Consider the following 22,083-nt stretch of genomic DNA (forward strand, 5'->3'; position numbering starts at 1 on the left):
GGAAGAGAAAAATGAGTCAGGAACTGAGCGGAAAAGTTGCGGCCATCACCGGTGCCGCATCGGGCATCGGCCTCGAATGCGCCAGATACATGTTGGCGGCCGGCGCCAGTGTGGTGCTGGTCGACCGCGCCGAGGCGACGCTGAACAGCCTGTGCGCCGAACTCGGCTCCAAGGCGATCCCGCTGGTGATCGACCTGATGCAGCCGGCAAGCGTCGCCACCATGATGCCGCAGATCCTGGAAAAGGCCGGCCAGCTCGACATCTTCCATGCCAATGCCGGTGCCTATGTCGGCGGCGAGGTGCTGACCGGTGATCCCGACGCCTGGGACCGCATGCTGAACCTCAACATCAACGCCGTCTTCCGCTCGATCCACGCGGTGCTGCCGCACATGGTCGAACGCAAGACCGGCGACATCATCGTCACCAGTTCGATCGCCGGGCTGGTTCCGGTGGTCTGGGAGCCGATCTACACCGCCTCCAAGCACGCCGTGCAGGCCTTCGTCCACACGGTGCGCCGGCAGGTGGCGAAACACGGCCTGCGCGTTGGCGCGGTGGCGCCCGGCCCGGTGGTGACGGCGCTGGTCAGCGACTGGCCGAAGGCCAAGCTCGAGGAAGAGCTCGCCGCCGGCGGCCTGATGCAGCCGCGCGAGGTGGCCGAGGCGGTGATGTTCATGCTGACCCGGCCGCGCAATGTCACGATCCGGGATCTGGTGATCCTGCCGCAGAGCAATGATTTGTGAGGGGAGGTAGGGCAGTAGGTAGACAGTAGGCAGTAGGCAGTAGGCAGTAGGGGAAGATGTAGACACCTTTACTGTCCGACCTCCGGTCGAAAAAAGCACTTCCTGCGTTCTAGCCTGACTCGCTAATCTTCTACTGCCTACTGCCTACTGCCTACTGCCTACTGCCTACTCCCCTGAACCGAAGGTTCCATTATGCCCCACTACCTCGGCATCGACGTCGGCACCGGCAGCGCGCGGGCCGGGGTGTTTGACCACATGGGAAACCTGCTTGCCTCGGCCAAGCAGGACATCGAGGTCTGGCGCGAGCCCGGCGACATCGTCGAGCAGTCGAGCAACGACATCTGGCGGGCGGTGTGCCGTGCCACTCGCGCCGCCGTGGCCGAAGCCGGCATCGCGCCCGAAGCGATCGCCGGCATCGGCTTCGACGCCACCTGTTCGCTGGTGGTGCTGGGCGAGGGCGGCGTGCCGTTGCCGGTCGGCCCGTCCAACAATCCCGAACGCAACATCATCGTCTGGATGGATCATCGTGCGGTCGAGCAGACGCGCCGCATCAACCGCAGCGGCGAGGCGGTGCTGAACTACGTCGGCGGCGTCATCTCGCCGGAGATGGAAACGCCGAAGCTTTTGTGGCTGGCCGAAAATAGGCCCGACACCTTCAATGCCGCCTGGCAGTTCATGGACCTCGCCGACTTCCTAACTTGGCGGGTGACGGGCAGCCTTGCCCGCTCAGTCTGCACCGTAACCTGCAAATGGACCTATCTGGCGCATGAGAGTCGTTGGGACGAGACCTATTTCCGGACCATCGGGCTCGGCAGCCTGGCCGACGAGGCGTTCACGCGCATCGGCACCGAGATCGTGCCGGCGGGTGCCGCTCTCGGCGGCGGGCTGACCGCGCAAGCGGGGGCGGACCTTGGCCTTGTTCCCGGTACGGCGGTGGCGGCCGGGCTGATCGACGCGCATGCCGGTGGCGTCGGCACGGTCGGTGCGCGCGGCGACTTCGGCAGTGTTTTGTCACGCATGGCCTATGTCTTCGGCACCTCGGCCTGCACCATGTCGTCGACCGCCGAACCCGCCTTCGTCGACGGCGTCTGGGGTCCGTATTTCTCGGCCATGGTGCCGGGCCTATGGCTGAACGAGGGCGGCCAATCGGCGGCGGGCGCGGCCATCGACCATCTGGTGCGCATGCACCCGGCGGCTGGCGAAGCGGCGGCCAAGGCACAGGCCGAGGGCCTCAGCCTTGGTGCCTGGCTGGCGTTGCAAGCGCAAGGCCGTGGGGGTGCTGCAGCGACGCCGGCGCTGGTAGGCAACATCCATGTCGTGCCGGAATTTCTCGGCAACCGCGCGCCGTTCGCCGATCCAGATGCGCGTGCCCTGATTGCCGGGCTCGATCTCGACACCAACCTCGACAGCCTGGTCGGGCTCTATGTCGCCGGCGTCTCTGGGTTGGGCTACGGCGCGCGCCAGATCGTGCGGGCCGAACATGATAAGGGTATTCCCGTCGACACCATCGTGGTCAGCGGCGGCGCCGGGCAAAGCCCGCTGGTGCGCCAGCTGCTGGCCGACACCACAGGCATGGTGGTGGTGGCGTCGATCTCGCCGGAGCCGGTGCTTCTCGGCTCAGCGATGCTGGGCGCCGTCGCCGCAGGGGCTTACCAGGATCTGGTGACAGCCATGGCCGGCATGTCGGAACTTGGCGAAGTCTATCATCCCGACGCTTCGTTGGCCGGCTGGCACGCCAAGCGCTTCGCGGCATTCGAGTTGCTGCAGCAAGCCGGCAAGGCGATCAGGGGTTGATCGACTGTTTGGGGATTCTGCTCTGAGCGGCAGTTCGAGTTGCAGCTCGGCATTTTTCCTCGAGATTCGAGACCGTGCGCTGAGGCTGTTTGTCGTGGTCTCATTGAACAGACTGGATGAGCCATAGGAGAGCCAGAAGGTTGGCGAGCGAGGCGCAGGCCGGGCCGAAGGTTTTCGTCCGATCATCGATCGTGGTGCCTATGACCGCATCTCCAGCCTGCACAAGGATCATTATCCAGGCGATGGCTTCAAGCCATTCCGTCGAACCTGTAAAAAATGGCACGGCGCTTGCGACCACCAAAGCCACGCTGCGTGCACAACCGTACAATGTTATTGTCCGGGCGTTGCCGGTCTCGTTCATGGCGGCAGCCAAGGAGAAACCGAGACTGACAACCGCGCTGAGAGCTGTGACTGACGCGCAAACGATGAAGGCTGCGAACATCGGATTCCATGCCTTGTGGCCGCTACCTTACTCGAATAGCCAGGGCGGAAATCAAGTCACTCTTTGCCGCCCTCAGTTATAACTTGCGCGGTCACATGCAGGAGTCGAATAGCTTCCGCTGCGCTTACAGCCCCTTCTCCGCCAACTCCCTGAATTCATCGGGCACCGAGCGCGTCGCCTCCAGCGCCACCGTGCCGTAGCCGACCGCCTGTTTGCCGAAGCGCTCGCGGATCTTGTCGATGGCGCGGTCGGCGCCGAAGCGCGCGAGGCCTTTCCGCGTGCCCGGTCGCCGCTTCTCGTCGGCGAGGCCGAGCGGCAGTTCGAGCTGGAGCTCGGCGCTTTCCTCGAGGTGCGACACCGAGATCGCCAGCAGCGAGATCGTCCTCTCGTGCGGGTGGTCGGCAAGCGCGCCGCGCACCAGGTCGCCGGCGACCTCGGCCAGCATGGTGGTAGCCGAGATCGGCTGGTCGAGCGTGATCGAGCGTGTGACGGCGCTGAGATCGGCAAAGCGCACGCGCACCGTGACCGTGCGGCCGGGCCGCGCCTTGGCGCGCAGCCGGCTGGCGACGCGGTCCGCCAGATGCAGCAGAGTGGGCACGATGACCCGCGCCACGGCAGGTTTCTGCCCAAGCGCCGATTGCGCGCCGGCCGAATGCGCCCGGCGCTTGGTCTCCAGTCGGCGCGGGTCGCGGTTCCACGACAGCGCCGACAGCTTTTCGCCGGCGGCGGGACCGAGCAGCCGCGTCAGCGCGCCGCTGTGCGTCCTGGCCAACTGGCCGATGGTCTCGATGCCGATTTCGGCCAGCCGCGCTTTGGTCGCCGGGCCGACGCCCCACATCAGCCCGACCGGCAGGTCGTGCAGGAAGGCGATCTCGGTGCCGGGGTCGACCACCACCAGCCCGTCTGGCTTGGCGACCTGCGATGCGATCTTGGCCAGATGCTTGGTACGCGCCACGCCGATCGAGATCGGCAGGCCGAGTTCGGCCCGAACGCGGCGGCGGATCGTCGTGGCGATCTCTCGCGGCGAGCCGAACAGATGCGTACAGCCGGCGACGTCGGCAAAGGCCTCGTCGATGGAGATGCGCTCGACCAGCGGGGTAAAATCGTCGAGCACTTTGATCGCCGCGTCGCCCAGCCGCTGGTAGTCGCTGAAATTGCCGCCGACGAAGATCAGCTGTGGGCAGAGCTCGCGCGCCTTGCGTCCCGGCATGCCGCCGCGCACCCCGAAGGCGCGCGCCTCATAGGAGGCGGCGAGGACGACGCCACCGCCCACCGCGATCGGCTTGCCGCGCAGCGACGGGTCGAGCAACTGCTCGACGGAGGCATAGAAGGCGTCGAGATCGGCATGCAGGATGGTGGCTGTCGTTTCCATCCGTCCGCACATCCGCAGTTGCTGATAGACGGGAACAAATAGAGAACAAAAGGGGATAATTGTCAAGCCGGCGCGGCCACCTAAACGCTATGCTCCGCCCGCAACGCCGCTTTCATCTGTTCCAGCGCGACCTCGCCGCCGGCTGCTAGTTCGTCGGCGGTCCGGGCGAGCTTGTCGTCGGCCTTGCGGTGCTTGCTGCCCCAGGCGCCGAGCGTCGCCAGCACGGGCAAAAGGTCGACGCCGGCCTCCGTCAGCCGGTAGACCGTTTTCAACCCGTGTGTGGGATCGTCACTGCGGGTGAGGATGCCTTCTTCCTGCAGCGTCTGCAGCCGCTCGGCCAGCGTGCGCGAGGATATGCCTTCGTCGGACTGCAGGAATTCTCGAAAATGCTTTTTTCCAGCGAAGATCAGGTCGCGGATGATGAGCAGTGTCCAGCGGTCGCCGAGCAGTTCGAGCGACAGGTTGATCGGACAGCCGGACTTTCCCTTGGTCGACATCGCTATGGTTCCATTTTTAAATCACTTTACAATTGACATCATTTTCATCTTGCGTCAATGGTTCCAAATGTAAAGTATTTCATGCTGACCATGGCAGCGCGCTTGGCGCAGGCTTTCGCCCGAATCCTTGAGCCGGACAACCGAGGAGAATGACGATGAAAAAGCTGATCCTGCAGATGCAGATGTCGGTCGACGGCTTTGTCGGCGCCGACGACGACCATCACTGGCAGCTCTGGGAATGGGGCGACGGCTGCGCCTGGGACGAGGCGCTGAAGCAGGATTTCAACACCGTCTTCGCCGGCATCGACACCATCCTGCTCAGCCGCAAGATGGCCGAGGAGGGGTATCTCACCCATTGGGGCAAGGCGGCGGAGAAATCTGCGAGCGATCCGTTCTATGCCTTCGCGCAGCGCATCGTCGATGCGCGGAAAGTGGTGCTGAGCGACAGGCTCAAAGCCTCGCGATGGGAGCGCACGACGGTGGCCAGCGGCGACCTGCCGCGCGAAGTCAACGCACTGAAGGCGGGCGAGGGCGGCGACATGGCCGTCTTCGGCGGTGCCGGTTTCGCCTCCGCCCTGATCGCGGCCGGGCTGGTCGACGAGTTCCAGCTGTTCGTCAACCCGGCGGTTCTGGGCGCGGGACGGCGGATCTTCGACCAGGGCGGTTTCAAGACCCTGCGCCTGCTCGGCTCGAAGGCCTATGCCTGCGGCATGGTGGTCAACCGCTACGCGCCGGCGGTCTAGGTACCGGATCGACTGGCCGGATGGATTCTGCCGCCTCGTGCCGGGATCGTTGCAGACGCGACCTTTCCTGAGCCACCGCGTCAGCGCTGCCAGAAATCGCGGTGCGGCTCGTGCAGCTCGTCCTCGATTTCGGGGAAGGGGCCAAAGACCTCGATCTTTTTCTGGCCGGAGCCGAACACGGTACGCGAGGATAGGCTCATCGTCGGATTATCCGGGTGATCTCCGGTCAGCGCCAGGATCTTGGTCTCATCGCCCCCGTAGACCAGCCGCCCGATGTTCGCCCAATACATCGTTCCGGCGCACATCGCGCATGGTTCGAAGGTCGAGACCAGCGTGCATTGCCAGAGGAACTCCGGCTCGTAAGCAGCCGCAGCGCGGCGGGCGAGCTCGGTCTCGGCATGGCGCACGGTGTCGAGATTGCCCTGCCGCATGAGCACGCGATCGTCGGGCCCGACCAGCACGCACCCGAACGGATGATGCCCATGCGCCCTCGCTTCGCGCGCGACGGCGTCGGCGGCGCGGAGGTGGGCGAGCATCTGGTCGCGGGTCATGATCGGTTCCCCTCAACGGCGTGACGTTTGTTTCAGCCGAGCCCGCGCCGAGCGCCGTCGTCGCCCGGATCCCGAGCTGAGATTGCTACCAAAGGACGGCATTGGCAAGACCGAGCCGTCGCTGTGAGCGTCCTGCTCGAAGCTCGGTGTCAGCGCATGCGGCGGGGAAATCGTGGTCGTCGACAGGCTGCAAGGCGATGTCTGGCGGCCGGCGTATCTGGATCCATGCCGATGGCGGCACGATCAGCCGCATCACCGACTATTATGCCTGCCCGTGGGTCCTGGACATGGCATCCGCCGACGCTGGATGAATTTTGTGCTCCTCCTTGTCCGGGAGACCATGCTCACTTGGCATCGTGAAAAATGATGCCGACCGTGTGGCGCATGCCTGAGCGCAAACGGCTGACGCCGTGACGCAAATTGACGCGATAATTGCCCTTGCTTCCCCGCACCGGCCGGTTGTGGACGGCGAAGGCAACCGCGTCGCCCTGGCGCAGCGGCACCACCTCGACCCGGCTCTGCATGCGCGGCCGCTGCTCGGTCAGCGCGAACTCGCCGCCGGTGAAATCCTTGCCCGGTTCGGAAAGCAGGATCGCCACCTGCAGTGGGAAGGCGAGGTCGCCATAGAGATCCTGGTGCAGGCAGTTGAAGTCGCCGGGCACATATTGCAGCAACAGCGGCGTCGGCCGCGTCTGGCCGGCGGCGTGGCACTGTTCGAGAAACTCGCCATGCGTCGCGGGGTAGCGCATGGCTTGCCCCATACGCTCGTTCCACTGGTTGGCGACCTCGGCCAGCCTGGGATAGAGCGCGCTGCGCAGACCGCCGAGCAGGTCCGGCAAGGGGTAGCGGAAATAGCGGTACTCGCCCTTGCCGAAGCCGTGCCTGGCCATATGGATGTGGCTGCGGAAATGCTGTTCCTGGGGATAGAGACTGGCGATCTGCCGGCATTGTTCGGGCGAGAGTAATTTCTCGATCACCGCGCAGCCGAAGCCGTCGAGTTCGGCGGCAAGGGCTGGCCAGTCGTAACCGGCGACGCGCGCCTCCACGGCTTCGACCACGGATGCGGCAACCTTGGCAGGGGCGTTCATAGTGCGGCCTCCTTGTCGAGCAAGGCGCGCTTGCGCTCGACGCCCCAGCGGTAGCCGGCCAGCGTGCCGTCGGCGCGGACAACACGATGGCAGGGAATGCCGAGCGCGATCGCATTGGCGGCACAGGCCGTCGCCACGGCGCGGGCACCGTTCGGCTGGCCAAGGCGGCGGGCCAGTGCGGTGTAGGTGATGGTGGCGCCGCAAGGAATGGTGCGCAGCACGTCCCACACCCTCTGCTGGAATGGCGTGCCGTGGCGCATGTCGAGCGGCAGATCGAGACCGACGCTGGGCGTTTCAATGAAGTGCGCTATGGCCGCGAGATCGTCGCGCAATCCGGCCCCGTCTTCGACCAGCATCTCGCCGGGGAAGCGGTTGCCGAGGTCCCGCTCCAGCGCGTCGGCGTTCGAGCCGATCAGGATGGCAGACGCCGATGGGGCTGCGCGCCGGCAGGATCCTGCCGATCGCGGATTGGCCGATGGCATAGGCGATGGTGTCGAGGACGGCGGCGTTGCGGGCTATCGCCGCCGGAGCGGTGATTTGGGTTTGCATGAGGGTCATTGCCTTCACTCCTTTGTCTGTGCCTGAACCCTACAGAGACGGCGTCCGGTCCTCACTCCGGTGCTTGCTTTCAAATTCAAATCGCAGCCTGTGAAGAAGCGCCCGCCGTAGGGCGCTGATTTTGAACCGTTCACCCTTCGTCACGCGAGGCGGGCGACGGAGAACTCGCCGAGCAGGAACACCTCGCCGGTGAACAAGCGCAGCTCGATCTCGCCGCTCGTGGTCAAATTCCACTCGGCTTTGCCGCCATCGACCAGCTCGCCGATGGCGGTCATCACCAGCGATTTCGCGTCCTGGGAGCGTGGGGTGGCGGCAGTGCCGTTGCCGCGGGGCTTCGCATCGGTGGTGGGAGACCTTGCCATCGCGCGCATTGCCGCCAGGTCTCCCGCCGTCAGGCCCGCGAAGACCGGTGTGTGTCGGTATCGGGTGCCTTCACCCCGCCCGAACCGCCGGACCCCATCTCACGGTCGAGCAGGGCGCGCTTGCGCTCCGCGCCCCAGGCATAGCCGGACAAGGCACCGTCCTTGCGGATCACGCGGTGGCAGGGGATGGCGACGGCAAGTGCGTTGGCGGCACAGGCGGCGGCGATGGCGCGGGTCGCTTTTGGCGCTCCGATCTGCTGTGCGATTTCAGCGTAAGAGACAGTGCTGCCGACCGGGATATCCTGCAAGGCCTGCCAGACGCGCTGCTGGAAGGCGGTGCCGCGCACGTCGAGCGGCAGGTCGAGGCCGAGCGCTGGCGCTTCAACGAAACCGACGACGCGGGCGACCAGTGCCTCATAGTCGCGGTCACCGCCTATCAGGCGTGCCTTGGGGAAACGGTCCTGCAGGTCGCGCACCAGCGTGTCCGGATCGTCGCCGAGCAGGATCGAGGCGACGCCCTTTTGGCTCGACGCGACCAGGATGGTGCCAAGCGAGGATTCGCCGACGGCAAAGCGGATCTCTTCATGAGCGCCGCCGTCGCGATAGCGCGTCGGCGTCATGCCGAGCATGCCGGTGGATTTCCCGTAAAAACGCCCGCTCGAATTGAAGCCGGCATCGTAGATCGCCACTGTCACGCTGCTGCCGTCCTCGAGGCCCTGGCGGACCCTTGCGGCGCGGTGGGCGGCGGCATAGTCCTTCGGCGTCAGCCCGGTGACCGCCTTGAAGACGCGGTGGAAATAGCCGGCGCTGCGGCCGGCGGCGGCCGCCAGTTCACCGAGCGACGGCTCTTCCTCGCTCTGCTCGATCCTGCGGCAGGCATCGGCAACCATCGCCGCGTTGCCGGCCTCCAGCGACAGCCCGTTCGGATTGCAGCGCCGGCACGGGCGAAAGCCGGTGGCCTTGGCCTGATCCAGCGTGCTGTGCAACTGCACGTTCTTCGGGTTGGCGCGCCGCGACGGGCAGGAAGGCCGGCAATAGACGCCGGTCGTCGCCACCGAATACCAGAATATCCCGTCGGCCGCCTTGTCGCGAGCGACGATGCGCGCCCAGCGCGGATCGTCGGCAACCGGCAGCGGCGTGGATTTGAGATTTTTGGCCAGGGTGATGAACATGGCCGCATTGAAGCCGCCAAAAAGCGGCCCCGCCACCCGTTTCCTGCCAAGCGCCGCCGATCGTCGCCCCCGAGCCCTCGTTTGCTATGCCGCCCGCTTGGGTTCGATCGCGAACGGACTGAGCCCGAGCCATGTCTGCATCTTCCGCGCGATGTCCTGATCGCCGGTCAAGGTGACCTTCGCCCCGGCCTTCTCGACCGTGATCAACCCCATCCAGATCGCCGTCATCGTGTGCAGGTCGGTCGAGACGTAGAGATCGACGTCAAAGCCCGGATCGTACCAGCACAGATCGACCTCGCCGTGCTTTTCGACGATCAGCCACCATGACCGTTTGGACGCCGGTAGCTCCTGATACAGAAATTGTATCACCGTGCGCCCCTCGGGCAGCGGCGAGGGGTTCAGATTGCGCCGCATGTCCCACATCAGCAGCGACGGATCGAGGTTTTTCAGCGACAGGCGGGACTCGACCCACTTCTGTCCCCAGAAGCCCATCGCCTCGACGACCGGGCGCAAATCCCGGCCAGCCTCCGTCAGCCGATACTCGAAGATGCCTTTCTCGCCCGGCACTTCCTTGCGCTCGATGATCGCCGCCAGTTCGAGCTCCTTCAGCCGTTGCGACAGAAGGGTCGGCGACATTTTCGGCACGCCGCGGCGCAGGTCGTTGAAGCGGGTCGAGCCCGCCACCAGTTCGCGCAGCAGCACCATCGTCCAGCGGGTGCAGAGCACCTCGGCGGCCATCGATAGCGGGCAGAACTGCTTGTATCCGGGCTGGGTCATGATTACGGCCTCTCCCTCGAACCTGGGCTGAATATTAGGCCTTCATGAATGAAGCGGCCAGTACGGAAACTGTACTGCCCCGGTACAGATCGCGGACTGGCTGGCGAGTGCCCTGACATGCGAGCCCTTTGGCCGGTTGCAGGGGATACCCCTTGCACAGCAAACCAGGAGACGACCCATGACCGCCTACATTATCGCAGACATCAAGGTGAAGGACCCGCGGTGGATACCGGCCTACGCGGCGTCGGTGCACGATCTCGTCCACAAGCATGGCGGCAGATATCTGTCGCGCAGCGGCAATGTGAAGACGCTTGAAGGCAAGCCGCTCGACACCACGCTGATCGCCCTGATGGCGTTCCCGTCGGAAGCGGCGGCGCGCGCCTTCACCAGCGATCCGGCCTATGCGCCGTTCGTCACGGCCCGTCAGGATGGCAGCGACAGCCGTTTCCAGATGATCGACAACACCGATCTGGCCGGAACGATCCCGTACCTGCCGAAAGGATGACCGTTCCCGGCATTCGTCGCATCGATCGCGGGATATCCAAGCAACAACAGTCACAGCGCTTGCGTGTCGGGCCTCCGTATTTTCGGCGGCCGGCCATCTGTGCTTTTTCAAGAAGAATGGAATGAAGATGACACTCAATTTCCGCAACAGGCTTCTCATTGCGGGGGCCATGCTGGCCGTCTGCACAGCGTTCGCGCAGGCGCATCAGGAAGCGGCTGCACCTGCGTCCGAGCCCAATCCGCTGGCCGACAAGGTACGGGCTGCCAACAGCCGGTTTGTCGACCTCGAGGCAGCTATGGCTGAGGGCTATGCGCCCATTCCCTGCGCCAGCGGCATCACCGGCGGCGCAATGGGCATCCACTACGTCAACGGCCGGTATCTGAAGGACGACAAGATCGACATCGCCCGTCCCGAAGCCGTGATGTACGAGCCGATGGCCGACGGCACGCTGAAGCTGGTGGCGGTCGAATACATCACCTCGAAGGGGCCGGCGTCGCTGGACGGACAGCTGTTCAACTTCAACAGCGCGCCCAATCGCTACGGCCTGGGCGCGTTCTACGAACTGCATGTCTGGGCCTGGAAGGGCAACCCGACCGGCACCTTCGCCGACATGAACCCGAACGTGTCATGCGAACACGCGATGGCGCCGAGCCAGTAGCCGGCAAAGCCAGGCGGCGCCAATGCCGCCTGGCCACTCGTCCGAAGCTGTGGGGTCGCGGTTGCCCGGCTTTAGTCGGGCCCGGTCATTGTGGCGCCGGATCCGGAATCGCCGATCCCACCTCGGCGATATCCCGGCTCGCTTGCGGCAGGACGAAACGCCCCGTCAGGGACCAGAGCAGCGACACGACAAGGATCGAGAGGTAGCCATCCACGGCATAGTGCCAGCCGGTGTAAACCGAGCCGAACAGGATCAGCGCCGCGAAGGACCAGCCGATGATAGCCCACCGACGACCGAAGCCGGCCAGGAAGAACGCATTGAGCGTGGCGATTGCAACATGCACGCTCGGCATGGCGGAGATGCCAGTACCCAGTTCCGGGCGGCCACTTTCGTAGGCCGCAAAGAGATAGCTGGCATAGGCATCGATCGACGCGGAGTAGCCGTTCCGCGCCAGGGCGATCTGCAGTCCGGCAAACCGGTCGCCGCCGTAGAACTGGTCATAGAATATCGGGCCGGTGGACGACAGCAGGGTCGCAAGAACGGTGCCGCACAGGATCGTGGTCAGTGCGAACGCCCATAGATAGCGCAAGCGTCTGACCGGATCGTTCCAGAAAGCAACGAACAGCAGAATGCCGAACCATTGGACATGCCAGACATATGCGTAGCCGGCGAAGATGACGGCTGAAGCCGGATCGGGAACGACGCTGTGCGCCCATGTCCAGGGATCGGCGCCGTGCAACCGAACATCAAGCTCCGCCAGGACGCGGTCGGCGTAGAATGGCACGATGTCCGGGATGGCGACCTTCAAGGTAGTGAAGGCGGTGATGCCGAGAAAGAACAAAAGGATGACGGGTGCGGCTGCCAGCCAACGCTGCCTGAGCGTGTCGAGCATGAATCTGGTCGGGTTGTGCCTGGCAAATGTCAGCGCCACCAGGCCGAGCCCCGCCGCCAGAAGCGCGGGCAGGAAGAAGACGAACGGCCTGGCATAGGAATGCGCCAGATGCAGATAGCGATCCGGCTCCAGGTAGAGCGCGGTCACGGCATAGGCCAGACACAGGGCAGTCAGCAGCCAGCCGCTCCTGGTTGCCGCGATGTCCAGGTCAAAAATGGCAACTGAGCGGCGATTACCGCTACTCTGCCCGTTGGGCGCATTCATAGAAGGACATCCCGCCAGCTGCCCAGAAAACTGTATGGAGTATTTCGCAGAGAATGTATTACCGTCTGGTTTACACTTTCACCAAAGTAAAATCATAAAAATTATACAGTTATAATGCGCGATTTGTTGGCAAGGATTCGTTGACGAAGATGTTGCGCCGCGACGCTCCAGCATCATTCGCCGCCATCCGAGGCTTTCGATTGTTGCAGGCTACCTTGTCGTCAGGCTTGGGCTGGATTGAAAGAGGGCCATCGCTTGGATGGCGATGGCCCTGCAATCAGGCGGCCTTGATCAGGCCGAGTTGGGTGAGGGCGGCGACGCCGTCGTCGAGGCCGATCTCCTCGATGATCCTGCCGTCGACCACCTTCAGCACGGTGGTGCCGGTGAAGCGCATGGTGCGGCCGGTGGCGGCGGGCAGCGAACCGACGAGGAAATCGCTGAAGGCCGGACCGGTGTGGGTGCCGCCGCCCTCCCACTGGCCGACGACGTAGTCGCCCTCGGCGATGAGGTCGGCGGTGGCCCAGAAGTTGAGGTCCGGGAAGGCGGCGCGGAAGTCGGTCATGAAGGCCTTGATGTCATCGCGGCCACGGCGCGGCTCATGCAGCGAGTATTTGAGCAGCATGTCCGGCGCGGCGATGTCGTCGACCACAGACAGATCGCCGATCTCACCCCAGAAGTCGGTGAACCATCTGACGACGACGGCCTTGTTGTCTTCCTGTTTGGTCATTGGGACGTCCTCTTGTTGTTTGCTTGTCTTTGTCTTGGGGGTCACCGGACTGGCCGGTGTCCTGGGGCAAGCACTAGGACGATCCGGCGGGCGCAAAACTCCGCTTCTTGCCGGCCAATCGAAAGGCGGGAAGGTCGTTGCAGGAATTGGGAATGCTGCCGATAATTTGGCAATGCCGGATCACCGCTCTCGGCCGGCCCTCCAACGGTAACTGTTTCTTCTCTGGTTTTGCTGCAGATTGCTCCGCGGCGGGGATGAGCGAAACAGACGATGACGCGTCAGGACAAGAAAAGTCGCAATGGAACGTTCTGGGCCAAGGCCCTGGAACGCGCCCATCTTGGCGTCTGGGACTGGGATCTTGCGACCGGCGACTGCTTCTATTCCGCGACTTGGGCGCGGATGCTGGGTTATGATGAAAGCGAACTTGCCAACGCCAGCGACCTGTGGCTGCAGCTGACCCATCCCGACGATCGCGAGCGGGCGCTGGCCAGCGGCGACCGCCACATTGCCGGACAGACCGACGCCATCGAGACCGAACTCAGGCTGAAGCACAAGCTGGGCCATTGGGTGTGGGTGCTCGATCGCGGCGGCATCGTCGAGCGCGACGCGGACGGGCGGCCGCTGCGGCTGATGGGCGTGCAGACCGACATCACCAGGCAGAAGGCGACCGAAGCCGAGCTTGAACAGGTCAATGTGCGCTTCCGCCTGGCGCTCGCCGCCAGCGGTACCGGCATCTGGCACCACGACATCGCCACCAGCAAGAGCTATTGGGATACCCGAACCAGGGATATATTCGGCCTCGTTGCAGACACCGACGAGGTGACGGCCGACCTTTGGCACACCTATCTGCATCCCGACGACAAGGAGGTCACCGAGCGAGCCCACCAGGCGGCAGTCGGAACGGATGGCGTCATCGCCAATCAATACCGCATCATCAGGCGCGACGGCGAGCTCCGCCATGTCGAATCGCTGGTCCGCTTCATCGCCGCCGCGGGTGCCGCGGGCCAGATCCTGGGCACCGTACGAGACATCACCGAGGAAAAGCTGCGCGAGCAGGAGCTCGCCTACCAGGCCCGCCATGACGCGCTGACCGGCCTGTGGAACCGCTCCGCCTTCGACCGGCAACTCGCCGACCATATCGCCGCAGGTGCGCCGCTGGCGGTGTTCTATGTCGATCTCGACTACTTTAAGGCGCTCAACGATTTCGCCGGCCACGCCGCCGGCGACATGGCGCTGAAGAGCGTTGCCGCCGGCATTCGCGGCTGCCTGCCGCCATCGGCGCATGCGGCGCGGCTGGGCGGCGACGAATTCGCGCTGCTGGTGCCGCATTGCGATGCCGCGCAGGCCGAGCGGATCGCAACTGCCGTGCTTGGCGCGGTGCGCGAAGCCGATCTCGGCCTGGCCGCGTCGACGCGCAAGCTGGCGGCCTCGATCGGTATCGCCTTCGTCGATGACGCCAGCACCACGGTGGCCGACGCGCTCGCCTGCGCCGACGACGCCTGCTACGCGGCCAAGGCCGCCGGACGCAACCGTTTCGCGGTGTTCTCGGCGACCGCGGAATCGGGGTCGGGCGGGCTGAATGCGGCGCGCATCGCCGCCGACACCGTCGATGCCATGGAAGACGGACGGCTGAAACTGTTCGGCCAGGAAATCCATCTGCTGGGCAGACCCTGGCAAGAAAGCCGCCATGTCGAGGTGCTGGCGAGGCTCTCCGCGCGCAATGGCCGGCTGGTGCCGCCCGGCGAGTTCATTCCGGTGGCCGAGCGGTTCGGCATCGCTTCCAGGCTCGACCGCTGGATCATCCGCACCGCGCTGTCGCGACATGGCGCGGCCTTGCGCGCGGGCACGCTGACGCTTGGCTTCAACCTGTCGGCGCAGACGCTGAGCGATCCGCAGCTGTGGGAGTTCGTCGACAGCGTCATCGAGCAGACCGGGGCGCCGCATTCGGGCATCGGCTTCGAGATCACCGAGACCGCCGCGGTCACGAATTTCGACGCCGCCGAACAATTTGTGCGCAAGGCGCGCGAGCGGCACTGCCGGGTCAGCCTCGACGATTTCGGCGCCGGCATGAGTTCGTTCGAATATCTAAGGCGCTTCCCCGTCGACACGATCAAGATCGACGGCTCCTTCATCGAGCACATCACGCAAAGCCGCTTCGACCGCGAGATCGTGCTGGCCATCACCAGCATTGCCCGCAGCCTGGGCTGCGATGTTGTGGGCGAGAAGATCGAACGGCAGGACACGTTGATGATGCTGAGCGACATGGGCGTCGCCTTCGGCCAGGGGTTCTTGCTGCACCGGCCGGAACCGCTGGACCAGATCGTCATGCGCGCCACCGAAGTGGTTGCGGCCCGCAAGGCATCGTGATCCAGGGTGTCGAGATCCAGGCCGGGCCGACCGGCCTGACCTGAATCTCGTCACATCCTAGGCGGTTCGCCGCGCCGTCGATTGCGGAAACTCCAGCACCCCAGCCTCGGATCGCTTGTGCTGTGCTTCCGCCACCATTTCGATCAACAGATCGAGGGCGTCGCATGCCGTGCGGCTCGTCTCGTCACTGCCACGCAGATAGTGATAGGCGCGTTCGAGATGGATGCGGGCGGCTGAAAAATCACTGGTCAATCGTCTCTCCATGATCCCGCCCTAATGTATCTTGCCGGGCCTGGCGGAACGCGGGGTAAATATCCACAGGCGGCTTTTATTCAAATGCTGCCAATCTTGCCCGCGCTGCAGCAGAGACTTCGCCCAACTCCTTGCCGCCTCTTGCTGCACGGCTAGACTGTGACGTCCTTGTCCGAGGTGAGATCGATGATCGTCCAGGCCTGTATCAACGGCGCGCGTCCGCGCGATTTCCACCCCAGGCTGCCGCTCGATGCACAGGCGATGGCCAGCGACGCCGCGGCCTGCGTCGCCGCCGGAGCGGCCGAACTGCATATCCACCCGCGCGACGACGGGCGCGAAAGCCTGGCGGCCGTCGATGCCACCGTGCTGGCGGTGCGCCAGGCCTGCCCGGGCACGCTCATCGGCGTGTCGACCGGCGCCTGGATCGAGAACGATGTCGAACGGACCCGCGCGGCGATTGCCGATTGGCGGGAACTGCCCGACTATGCCTCGGTCAATCTGTCGGAGGCCGACGCGCCCGCCGTGATGGAATTGCTGCGCCAGCGCGGCGTCGGCATCGAGGCGGGGCTTGCCACCGTCGCCGATGCCGAGCGCTTCGTCGGTCTTGCCGGCCACGACCGGGTGTTGCGCATCCTGATCGAGATCGACACCCAGGACTTGGCCGCAGCACTTGACGAGGCGCATGGCATCGCCGCCGTGCTCGAGCGCGCCGGGGTGCGGCGGCCGATCCTGCTGCACGGCGCCGACGCCACGGTCTGGCCGTTCGTTGCGCTTGCGCGGCGCAAGCGCTGGTCGACGCGGGTCGGGCTGGAAGACGGCAAGACGCTCGCAGATGGCAAGATGGCGCAGGACAATGCGGCAATCGTTGCGGCCGCCGCCGCGATTTTTCGCGCCGTGCCCACCGGCTGAACAGCCGCATACCTCAGGCTTGTCTGCCTCAGGCTTGCCCGTTGACCGATGCCGTCCAGTTGCGCAAAATGTGTTTCTGGATCTTGCCGGATGCGGTGCGCGGCAGCGCTTGCGTGAGCAAAAACTCCTTCGGCACCTTGTAGCGGGCGATGCGGCTGCCGCAGTGGCTTGCCAGATCCGCCGGATCGACGACGCAGCCGGGTTTGACCACGACGAAGGCGCGCCCGACTTCGCCCCAGCGTTGGTCGGCGACGCCGATCACGGCCGCCTCGGCGATGGCAGGGTGGTCGAGCAGGGCCATCTCGATTTCGACCGGGTAGACGTTCTCGCCGCCGGAGATGAACATGTCCTTGCGGCGGTCGACGAGGGTGACAAAGCCTTCGTCGTCCCGCCGCCCGATGTCGCCGGTGCGGAACCAGCCATCGGCGGTAAAGGCGCGCGCTGTCTCCTCCGGCCGGTTCCAGTAGCCTGATGTGATGCTGGGGCCTGACAGCCATATCTCGCCTGGCTCGCCGGCGGCGACATCGCGGTCATCCCCGCCGACGATGCGCAGGCCGATCGTCGGTGCGGCAAGACCCGCCGAGCCCGCCTTGAGGGCGATCTGGTCGGCCTCGACCGGCATGCCGAGCACGGTGCCGGCTTCCGTCATGCCAAAGCCGTCGACCATGCGCACGCCCTGTGCCAGCCACCAGAGGATGTCGGCGGCCGGATTGGGCGCGCCGCCGGTGAAGATGGCGGTGAGCGAGGTCCAGTTCGCGGGCGCAAAACCCGGATCGTCGCGCAGCATTCTGGCCATTTGCGGCACGCAGAAATAGTGGGTGACGCCAAGCGCGGGATCGGCGAGGCGACGGTTGGTGAGGCGGGCATCGAAGCCGGGCGAGATCAACACCGTGCCGCCCTGCAGCAGCGGTGGACGCAAGCTGGCGATGAGGCCGATGACATGGAACATCGGCGTGTCGCAGAGGAAGATGCTGGCATTGCCGACCCGCCCCAGCACCCCGAAATTGATCGCCGTGGCGAAGGCGTTGCGCTCGGTGACGATGACCCCTTTCGGCCGGCCAGACGTGCCTGACGTGTAGAGGATGATCGACGGCGTACCGTCCGCTGGCAACAGGCGGTGCGGCGCCGGTGCATGCGCCTCGACCGCCGCCGCGAAGGCAGCGACTTCGACCGGCATGCAGCCTTTGGGCGGCGGCATATCGAGGGGCGAGTCATGCAGCAGCAGCACCGGATCGCAATCTTCGAGGATCGTCTTCTGTTCGGCGCTGGCGAGCCGCCAGTTGAGCGGCACGAAGATGGCGCCGAGCCGCATCGCGGCCTGCTGCAGGACAAGCAAGTCGGCGCTGTTGCGGGCGATCGTCGCGATCCGTTGCCCGGGCCCGATGCCATGGCCGGCTTCGAGAACGCCGACAGCGCGCTGGATGGCCGCGTCGAGTGCGACGTAAGTCCAGCGCCGGCCGGTGGCCAGGTCGACACAGGCGACGCGATCCGGCTGCGCCCTGGCGTGCAGGGCCACGGGGTCCGTTGTCGTCCAGGCCGGCATCTGCATCTCCTCCCCAGGGTTGCGTTATGCTTGCAGGTCACCTGGCCTTGTCGTAGCTGCCGAGACCGGGCTTGTAGCTCTTTTCGTCGATGAACTGGCGGATGCCTTCCTTGCGGCCCTCATTGTCGTGGGAGTTGGCTGCCTCCTGGGCGCGCACCAGATAATCCTCGGCGTTGTCGTAGGTCATCTCGGCGACGCGGCGGATGGCGTCCTTGGTCGCCTTCAGGGCAATCGGGTTCTTCTTCAGCAGGAGGGTGGCGACCTCGGTGACACGCGCCTTGAGATCCGCCAGTGGCAGGCTTTCGTTGACCAGCTTCCAGGCGGCGGCCTTCCTGCCGTCGATAAGTTCGCCAGTCAGCGCGTGGTACATGGCATCGCGCATCGACAGGAGGTCGACCACCACCTTGGTGGCGCCGCCGCCGGGCAGGATGCCCCAGTTGATCTCCGACAGGGCGAACTGCGCCTCGTCGGCGGCGAAGGCGAGGTCGCAAGCGAAGAGCGGGCCATAGCCGCCGCCGAAGCACCAGCCATTGACCATGGCGATGGTCGGCTTGCCGTACCAGCGCAGCCGCCGCCACCAGCCATAGGCTTCGGACTGCGCCTTGCGGATGGCGCCAAGACCCTTGGCTTCGGTCTCGCGAAAATATTCCTTGAGGTCCATGCCCGCCGACCAGGCGCTGCCTTCGCCGGACAGCACCAGCACGCCGACATCGTCGCGGAATTCCAGCTGGTCGAGAACCTCCATCATCCGCCGGTTGAGCGCCGGGTTCATGCAGTTGCGCTTGTCCGGCCGGTTGAAGCGCACCCAGGCGATGCCGTTCTCGACGTCGAAGGCAACGGTCTCTTCGGTCATGTGCAGGTCCTCCCGTTTCGCCTCAGCATTGATGGCTATTGCTATGTGGCATAGCTATCGTGTTTGCTATGTCGCATAGTCTTTTTCGCTTGACAAGGGCCTTGATCGCGGCGATCGGTTGCAACATGGATGAGGTTCATACCAGTCGCAGCGCGCCAGGCACGGCTCCCGAAGACGCGCTGGACGCACAGGTCGGCTACAATCTCAAACGCGCCTCGACCTTTGCGCTCAACGATTTCGCGGTCGAGCTGGCAGAGGCGGAGCTGCGCCCGGTCACCTACGGTATGCTGGCGCTGATCGATGAGAAGCCCGGCATCCGCGCCGCCGAACTCTGCCGCCTGCTCGGCATGAAGAGCGCCAACATGGCGCCGCTGCTCGCCGAACTGGAAGAGCGCGGGCTGGTCGAGCGCGACGACCATGCCGAAGACAAACGCGTGCAGACGCTCGCCCTGACGCAAGCTGCCAGGGAAGCCATGCCCGGATGGCGGCAAAAGGTTCGCCGGCACGAGGATCGGTTCCTGCAGCGGCTGACAAAAAAGGAGCGGGCAACGCTGCTGCGCCTGCTGCGGCTGATCTGGACCGACGAGGATTGATGTCCATTGAGGACCAACTGAAATAAGGGCACGTTCAGGCGCGGGGCATTTTGTCCAACGGAGCTTTTGCATGTCGCTGTCCGGTACGACAACCCGCTACGGAAGCCTCGCCCAGGCATTTCACTGGCTGACGGCACTGCTTGTCCTCATTGCCTTCCTGGTCTCCGAAGGGGGCCCGCCGACGCGGGTCTATTCCGACGCCCGCGCCTCGACGCTGCTGCTTCACGAATCGCTCGGTTTCACCGTTTTCTGGCTCCTGGTCATTCGCCTGATCTGGCGCCTGTTCGACCGTGTTCCCGATACACCGCCGATGCCGGCATGGATGGACGTCACCTCGAAGGCAACGCATTGGGCGCTCTATGCGCTTCTGTTCGCGGTCCCGGCGACCGCCATGCTCGGCGCATGGTTCGGCGGCCACCCGGTGACGGTCTACGGCCTGGGAGCGATCGGGCCGTTTTCCGGCACCTGGGGCGCACCGCTGGCGGAGATCCACGGCACGCTTGGCGATATCATCCTATGGCTCGCCGGCCTGCACGCCGCCGCGGCCATCTTCCATCACGTCGTCCTGCGGGATCGGGTACTGAGCCAGATGCTGCCTGGCTTGCCTAGGGTGCGTTAGCAAATTCAGCTGGCCTGCAAACGACGGCCTTTTGTGCTTCCCACGGGCTCGAATGTCCGCTCCGCTCCGGTTGTCGAGCAGACCATTGCTTCGGTTCCAATGCCCTTGGTCCGAACGTTGGCAGCGCCGACTTGAACAATGAACTTGGCCAACCTCCTACAGCGCAACGATGCGCCCGATTCTTCTGCGAACCGCCTCGCGATAGGCGAGGTCGGCCGCCACCATGTCTTCCATGGCAACGCCCATCGCCTTGTAGACGGTGACCTGGTCGGCGCCGACGCGGCCCGGCCGCAGCCCGAGCAGCATTTCGCCGAGTTCCATTCCGGTTTGCGGATCGATACCGGCCAGTTCGCAGGAGCCGACCGGGGTCGGGGCAAAGGCATCCCTGGTCTCGACGAACAGGCCGGCCCGGCCGGCAAGCTCGACCGGCAGTTCGCCGCCGGGCGGTGCGACGCCGACCGACGAGACGTGGGTGCCGGGCCGCACCCAGTCGGCCGAGATCACCGGCTGGTAGGAATGCGTCGCCAGGCAGACGACATCCGACGAGCGCACCGCGGCCTCGATATCGCTGGCTGCGACGACGCCGGGATGCTGCACGGCAAGGGCCTGCGCATCCGCGAACTCTTTGGAGACGACGCGGATCTCGGCGAAGTCGCGCACCAGCGGCAGAAGTTTGAGGTGCTGGCTGGCCTGCACACCGGCGCCGACCACCGTCACGACCTTGGCGTCACGGCGGGCGAGTTCGCGCACCGACAACACAGCCGAGCCGGAGGTGCGGGCGGCGGTGATGTAGGTGCCGTCCATGATGCAGACCGGCATGCCGGTCTGCGGGTCGAACAGATGGATCGTCGCGAGATGACTCGGGATGCCCCTGGCGATGTTGCCTTCGAAGACGTTGACGATCTTGACCGTCAGATGCATGTCCGCCGCCCAGGCCGGCATCGCCAGCGAATAGCCGGCCTGCGGAATATCGAGCTGCGGCCGGGCCGGACTGACGATCTTCCCACCGGACAGCGCCTTGAAGCCGCCGGCCAGAGCGTCGAGAAGTTGGCGAAGGTCGACGCATGTTTTCACCTCGACTTCGCTCAGAATGAGCACCGGTGTATCGCCCTTGGTCTGGGCGCTGCGGGAGATCGATAGGGCTGATGTCATGAGGTTCGCTTTCGCTGTCGGCAGGAGTGCACGGCAACGGTATTGCGATCTGATGGCGTGATGAAATATGCTGTTTCTGCGATTTTGGCGTGACTATCACGCTTGTTCCGGTTCAAAAGTGTGAATCCTGAAATGGAAGATCTCGACCGTATCGATCGCTCGCTGCTGCGCTTGTTGCAGGAGGACGGCCGCCGCACGACCCTCGATCTGGCGCGGCGGGTCGGCCTGTCGCCGACAGGAGCGGCGCAACGCGTCAAGCGGCTGTTCGCCGAAGGGTTCATCCGCGCGGTGCGAGCCGTTCTCGATCCCGCCAGGATCGGGCAGGCACAGCTCGTCTTCATCGAGGTGCGGCTCGACCATACGGCGCCGCATGTCTTCGACCGCTTCGCCGAGGCGGTCTTGCGGGCGCCCGAGATCATCGAGTGCCACATGGTGGTCGGCGGGTTCGACTATCTGGTCAAGGCGCGCATCGCCGACATGGCGATGTTCCAGGATTTCCTGCAGCGGGTCATCCTGCCGCTGCCCGGCGTCCGGGAAACGCACACCTACGCCTCGATCGCCAATGTGAAGCCCGACGCCCTGTTGCCGATCTAGCTGGCTGCATAGGGTCATTGCAACTGGCGTTGCAATGCACACGCATTTTCCAAGAAATC

At 65.0% G+C, this 22,083-nt stretch carries 25 protein-coding genes; 10 read left to right on the forward strand and 15 right to left on the reverse strand.

The features are described 5' to 3' along the window. Positions 1-11 precede the first annotated feature (11 nt). Together AC1RZR_RS15855 and AC1RZR_RS15860 are read left to right on the forward strand one after the other, a co-directional pair. Entirely contained in the window at positions 12-740 is a 729-nt protein-coding gene (locus AC1RZR_RS15855) for an SDR family oxidoreductase (protein WP_477278560.1), read from the forward strand. Positions 741-929: 189 nt separating this feature from the next. Further along, positions 930-2,534: an FGGY-family carbohydrate kinase gene (locus tag AC1RZR_RS15860; RefSeq protein WP_481829068.1), complete on the forward strand. Its 1,605-nt coding sequence runs from the start codon at positions 930-932 to the stop codon at positions 2,532-2,534. A gap of 100 nt (positions 2,535-2,634) precedes the next feature. On the opposite strand, the gene AC1RZR_RS15865 is transcribed toward AC1RZR_RS15860, so the two are convergent. From AC1RZR_RS15865 to AC1RZR_RS15875, 3 genes are all read right to left on the reverse strand, one after another. Beyond that, positions 2,635-2,976 (reverse strand): hypothetical protein, encoded by a 342-nt coding sequence (locus AC1RZR_RS15865; protein WP_477278561.1) that lies wholly within the window; start codon positions 2,974-2,976, stop codon positions 2,635-2,637. A 124-nt stretch (positions 2,977-3,100) separates the two neighbouring features. Then, entirely contained in the window at positions 3,101-4,348 is a 1,248-nt protein-coding gene (gene dinB / locus AC1RZR_RS15870) for a DNA polymerase IV (protein WP_481828897.1), read from the reverse strand. 80 nt (positions 4,349-4,428) lie between these two features. Next, positions 4,429-4,845, reverse strand: coding sequence for a winged helix-turn-helix transcriptional regulator (locus tag AC1RZR_RS15875; RefSeq protein ID WP_481828898.1), 417 nt, complete (start codon positions 4,843-4,845; stop codon positions 4,429-4,431). Positions 4,846-5,000: 155 nt separating this feature from the next. On the opposite strand from AC1RZR_RS15875, the gene AC1RZR_RS15880 reads away from it, so the two are divergent. Then, positions 5,001-5,588 carry a dihydrofolate reductase family protein gene (locus AC1RZR_RS15880; protein WP_481828899.1) on the forward strand — a complete coding sequence of 196 codons (588 nt, stop codon included), beginning with the start codon at positions 5,001-5,003 and terminating at the stop codon, positions 5,586-5,588. 80 nt (positions 5,589-5,668) lie between these two features. Here AC1RZR_RS15880 and AC1RZR_RS15885 read toward each other — a convergent pair whose 3' ends face one another. The 6 genes from AC1RZR_RS15885 to AC1RZR_RS15910 form a co-directional block, all read right to left on the reverse strand. Next, positions 5,669-6,139 carry a nucleoside deaminase gene (locus tag AC1RZR_RS15885; RefSeq protein WP_477278565.1) on the reverse strand — a complete coding sequence of 157 codons (471 nt, stop codon included), beginning with the start codon at positions 6,137-6,139 and terminating at the stop codon, positions 5,669-5,671. Positions 6,140-6,483: 344 nt separating this feature from the next. Then, positions 6,484-7,227 (reverse strand): 2OG-Fe(II) oxygenase, encoded by a 744-nt coding sequence (locus AC1RZR_RS15890; protein WP_481828900.1) that lies wholly within the window; start codon positions 7,225-7,227, stop codon positions 6,484-6,486. After that, a complete protein-coding gene (locus AC1RZR_RS15895) occupies positions 7,224-7,709 on the reverse strand; it encodes a methylated-DNA--[protein]-cysteine S-methyltransferase (RefSeq protein ID WP_481828901.1) in 486 nt (161 codons plus the stop codon). Before AC1RZR_RS15895 ends, AC1RZR_RS15890 begins: the two co-directional genes overlap by 4 nt. 216 nt (positions 7,710-7,925) lie before the next feature. Beyond that, the gene (locus AC1RZR_RS15900; RefSeq protein ID WP_481828902.1) at positions 7,926-8,156 is read right to left on the reverse strand and encodes a hypothetical protein; all 231 of its coding nucleotides are present in this window, start codon (positions 8,154-8,156) and stop codon (positions 7,926-7,928) included. 20 nt (positions 8,157-8,176) lie between these two features. Next, positions 8,177-9,319 carry a bifunctional DNA-binding transcriptional regulator/O6-methylguanine-DNA methyltransferase Ada gene (ada, locus tag AC1RZR_RS15905; RefSeq protein WP_481829069.1) on the reverse strand — a complete coding sequence of 381 codons (1,143 nt, stop codon included), beginning with the start codon at positions 9,317-9,319 and terminating at the stop codon, positions 8,177-8,179. A gap of 84 nt (positions 9,320-9,403) precedes the next feature. Beyond that, entirely contained in the window at positions 9,404-10,096 is a 693-nt protein-coding gene (locus tag AC1RZR_RS15910) for a winged helix-turn-helix transcriptional regulator (protein WP_481828903.1), read from the reverse strand. A gap of 178 nt (positions 10,097-10,274) precedes the next feature. On the opposite strand from AC1RZR_RS15910, the gene AC1RZR_RS15915 reads away from it, so the two are divergent. Together AC1RZR_RS15915 and AC1RZR_RS15920 are read left to right on the forward strand one after the other, a co-directional pair. After that, positions 10,275-10,601, forward strand: coding sequence for a DUF1330 domain-containing protein (locus tag AC1RZR_RS15915; RefSeq protein ID WP_477278570.1), 327 nt, complete (start codon positions 10,275-10,277; stop codon positions 10,599-10,601). 121 nt (positions 10,602-10,722) lie between these two features. After that, positions 10,723-11,259: a hypothetical protein gene (locus tag AC1RZR_RS15920; protein WP_481828904.1), complete on the forward strand. Its 537-nt coding sequence runs from the start codon at positions 10,723-10,725 to the stop codon at positions 11,257-11,259. A gap of 85 nt (positions 11,260-11,344) precedes the next feature. Here AC1RZR_RS15920 and AC1RZR_RS15925 read toward each other — a convergent pair whose 3' ends face one another. Both AC1RZR_RS15925 and AC1RZR_RS15930 read right to left on the reverse strand, forming a co-directional pair. Then, the gene (locus AC1RZR_RS15925; protein WP_481828905.1) at positions 11,345-12,415 is read right to left on the reverse strand and encodes a phosphatase PAP2 family protein; all 1,071 of its coding nucleotides are present in this window, start codon (positions 12,413-12,415) and stop codon (positions 11,345-11,347) included. Between the two features lie 277 nt (positions 12,416-12,692). After that, positions 12,693-13,142, reverse strand: a complete 450-nt coding sequence (locus tag AC1RZR_RS15930; RefSeq protein ID WP_481828906.1) for an ester cyclase — start codon at positions 13,140-13,142, stop codon at positions 12,693-12,695. 270 nt (positions 13,143-13,412) lie between these two features. Here AC1RZR_RS15930 and AC1RZR_RS15935 point away from each other — a divergent pair, with 270 nt between their 5' ends. Further along, entirely contained in the window at positions 13,413-15,509 is a 2,097-nt protein-coding gene (locus AC1RZR_RS15935) for an EAL domain-containing protein (protein WP_481828907.1), read from the forward strand. A gap of 57 nt (positions 15,510-15,566) precedes the next feature. Here the strand turns inward: AC1RZR_RS15935 and AC1RZR_RS15940 are convergent, their stop codons facing one another. Next, positions 15,567-15,761 (reverse strand): hypothetical protein, encoded by a 195-nt coding sequence (locus AC1RZR_RS15940; RefSeq protein ID WP_477278575.1) that lies wholly within the window; start codon positions 15,759-15,761, stop codon positions 15,567-15,569. Between the two features lie 186 nt (positions 15,762-15,947). On the opposite strand from AC1RZR_RS15940, the gene AC1RZR_RS15945 reads away from it, so the two are divergent. Then, entirely contained in the window at positions 15,948-16,670 is a 723-nt protein-coding gene (locus tag AC1RZR_RS15945; protein ID WP_477278576.1) for a 3-keto-5-aminohexanoate cleavage protein, read from the forward strand. 28 nt (positions 16,671-16,698) lie between these two features. On the opposite strand, the gene AC1RZR_RS15950 is transcribed toward AC1RZR_RS15945, so the two are convergent. Beyond that, positions 16,699-18,219 carry an AMP-binding protein gene (locus AC1RZR_RS15950; RefSeq protein ID WP_481828908.1) on the reverse strand — a complete coding sequence of 507 codons (1,521 nt, stop codon included), beginning with the start codon at positions 18,217-18,219 and terminating at the stop codon, positions 16,699-16,701. A gap of 31 nt (positions 18,220-18,250) precedes the next feature. Further along, positions 18,251-19,066 carry a p-hydroxycinnamoyl CoA hydratase/lyase gene (locus AC1RZR_RS15955; RefSeq protein ID WP_477278578.1) on the reverse strand — a complete coding sequence of 272 codons (816 nt, stop codon included), beginning with the start codon at positions 19,064-19,066 and terminating at the stop codon, positions 18,251-18,253. Positions 19,067-19,191: 125 nt separating this feature from the next. Here AC1RZR_RS15955 and AC1RZR_RS15960 point away from each other — a divergent pair, with 125 nt between their 5' ends. Together AC1RZR_RS15960 and AC1RZR_RS15965 are read left to right on the forward strand one after the other, a co-directional pair. Then, on the forward strand, positions 19,192-19,659 hold the full coding sequence (locus tag AC1RZR_RS15960; protein ID WP_477278579.1) for a MarR family winged helix-turn-helix transcriptional regulator: 468 nt from the start codon (positions 19,192-19,194) through the stop codon (positions 19,657-19,659). Positions 19,660-19,729: 70 nt separating this feature from the next. After that, positions 19,730-20,278: a cytochrome b gene (locus AC1RZR_RS15965; RefSeq protein WP_477278580.1), complete on the forward strand. Its 549-nt coding sequence runs from the start codon at positions 19,730-19,732 to the stop codon at positions 20,276-20,278. A 156-nt stretch (positions 20,279-20,434) separates the two neighbouring features. Here AC1RZR_RS15965 and AC1RZR_RS15970 read toward each other — a convergent pair whose 3' ends face one another. After that, positions 20,435-21,430 (reverse strand): ornithine cyclodeaminase family protein, encoded by a 996-nt coding sequence (locus AC1RZR_RS15970; protein ID WP_477278581.1) that lies wholly within the window; start codon positions 21,428-21,430, stop codon positions 20,435-20,437. Positions 21,431-21,562: 132 nt separating this feature from the next. On the opposite strand from AC1RZR_RS15970, the gene AC1RZR_RS15975 reads away from it, so the two are divergent. Next, positions 21,563-22,024 (forward strand): Lrp/AsnC ligand binding domain-containing protein, encoded by a 462-nt coding sequence (locus AC1RZR_RS15975; protein WP_477278582.1) that lies wholly within the window; start codon positions 21,563-21,565, stop codon positions 22,022-22,024. The last annotated feature ends 59 nt before the right edge of the window (positions 22,025-22,083 follow it).

The sequence above is a fragment of the Mesorhizobium bavaricum genome, assembly GCF_056781655.1.